A 2,589-nucleotide genomic window follows, 5' to 3' on the forward strand; every position below is an offset into this window, starting at 1 on the left:
GGAGATATTTATTCAGGGTAATCAGGGTAATAGTGAGGTGTTTTATAAGCGGTTTAAGGTGGTAGAAAAACCCATTAATCACTCTGATCAATCAGCAACAATAATCAGCAACAAAAACTTAGTTTATTAAAGGAAGATAGTAACATCAATCAATCCATAATTAACCAGATACAACAGTATAACCAAACCCTAGGAATGCTATATCAGCAGGGGCAATATGAGCAAGGGATTATCTTCGCTCAACAAACCTGTGATTTAGCCAAAAGTTACTCACTAACTAATGAGCCTATTTATGCTTATTCTTTGAATCTTTTAGCCATATTATATAAGTCAATGGGACAGTATGAGCAAGCTTTACCTCTCCATCAACAAGCTCTCAAAATTATTGGTAAAATTCTAGGTACTGACCACCCTGAATATGCTAATTGTCTGAATAACTTAGCCCTATTATATGAGTCAATGGGACAGTATGAGCAAGCTTTACCTCTCCATCAACAAGCTCTCAAAATTATTGGTAAAATTCTAGGTACTGACCACCCTGAATATGCTAATTGTCTGAATAACTTAGCCCTATTATATGAGTCAATGGGACAGTATGAGCAAGCTTTACCTCTCCATCAACAAGCTCTCAAAATTATTGGTAAAATTCTAGGTACTAACCACCCTGAATATGCTAATTGTCTGAATAACTTAGCCCTATTATATGAGTCAATGGGACAGTATGAGCAAGCTTTACCTCTCTCTCAACAAGCTCTCAAAATTATTGGTAAAAGTTTAGGTACTGACCACCCTAACTATGCTGAGTCTCTATATAATTTAGCCGTATTATATAGGTCAATGGGACAGTATGAGCAAGCTTTACCTCTCCATCAACAAGCTCTCGAAATTCGTGGTAAAAGTTTAGGTACTGACCACCCTGACTATGCTGGTTCTCTGGATAACTTAGCCATATTATATCAGTTAATGGGACAGTATGAGCAAGCTTTACCTCTCCATCAACAAGCTCTCGAAATTATTGGTAAAATTCTAGGTACTGACCACCCTAACTATGCTGAGTCTCTATATAATTTAGCCGTATTATATAGGTCAATGGGACAGTATGAGCAAGCTTTACCTCTCTCTCAACAAGCTCTCGAAATTGCTGGTAAAAGTCTAGGTACTAACCACCCTGGCTATGCCACTTCTCTGAATAATTTAGCCGTATTATATGGGTCAATGGGACAGTATGAGCAAGCTTTACCTCTCTCTCAACAAGCTCTCGAAATTCACGGTAAAATTTTAGGTACTGACCACCCTAAGTATTCTACTTCTCTGAATAATTTAGCCCTATTATATCAGTCAATAGGACAGTATGAGCAAGCTTTACCTCTCCATCAACAAGCTCTCGAAATTACTGGTAAAATTCTAGGTACTGACCACCGTGAATATGCTACTTGTCTGAATAACTTAGCCCTATTATATGATGCAATGGGACAGTATGAGCAAGCTTTACCTCTCCATCAACAAGCTCTCGAAATTACTGGTAAAATTCTAGGTACTGACCACCCCACCTATGCTAATTCTCTGAATAACTTAGGCGGATTATATCGGTCAATGGGACAGTATGAGCAAGCTTTACCTCTCTCTCAACAAGCTCTCGAAATTCGTGGTAAAAGTTTAGGAACTGACCACCCTGACTATGCTAATTCTCTGAATAGTTTAGCCGTATTATATCGGTTAATGGGACAGTATGAGCAAGCTTTACCTCTCTCTCAACAAGCTCTCGAAATTGTTGGTAAAAGTTTAGGAACTGACCACCCCGACTATGCTGCTTCTCTGAATAATTTAGCCCTTTTATATGCAGCAACCAACCACCCAGAAGAAGCACTAAAATTAATGCAGGAAGCAGCAAAAATTGATTTAAAAACTATTTCTAAAATCTTTAGCATTAGCACCGATAAGGAACGCCTGAACTATGTCAAACAAAACTACCATAAAGTAGAAACATTTCTCTCCCTAGTTTTCCAGCACTTTCCTAATAGCCCCGAAGCGGTACAATCTGCCTATAACCTCATCTTAAGACGAAAAGCGATCGCAACCGAAACCGCCATCCTGCAAAAAATCGCCCTTTTATCCCAACAATACGCCCATCTTGCCCCCAAACTCCAACAATGGCAACAAATTAGGCAACAACTCGCCAAACGCTGTTTTGATATACCCACCCCCGAACAACTTCCCTACTACCAACAAGAAATTAAATCCCTCGAACAACAAGCAGAAAACCTCGAACGAGAATTAAATATCCCTGAACTTAACCTCGAAAAAGAACTGCAAAACGCTGATTTTCGTACCATCGCTTTAGAATTACCCGAAGGAACTACCCTAATTGAATTTATTAGGTTTAATAACTACAATTTTCAGGCAATTCCCGCCAACGGTGACGCTGCATCCTTTCCCCCTCGCTATCTTGCCTTTATCCTACCTGCCCAAGCCCCAGAACAGCTAACTATGATAGATTTAGGAGAAGCTGAACCCATAGACAAATTAGTGAAAGAGTTTCGGGAATCGGTAGAAAACCCACGAGGATTAAGTGTGGCCGTATTTAAGAAA

Annotated in this window: 1 protein-coding gene; it reads left to right on the plus strand. The window is 39.4% G+C overall.

Annotated features, from left to right (window positions below; all coding sequences use genetic code 11):
• Window positions 1-195: 195 nt before the first annotated feature.
• Window positions 196-2,589 (plus strand): tetratricopeptide repeat protein (locus IQ242_RS22180; protein ID WP_193961432.1); only part of this gene is annotated, 2,394 nt, incomplete at its 3' end.

This window comes from Microcystis sp. LEGE 08355, from assembly GCF_015207185.1.
Taxonomy (GTDB): Bacteria; Cyanobacteriota; Cyanobacteriia; order Cyanobacteriales; family Microcystaceae; genus Microcystis; species Microcystis panniformis.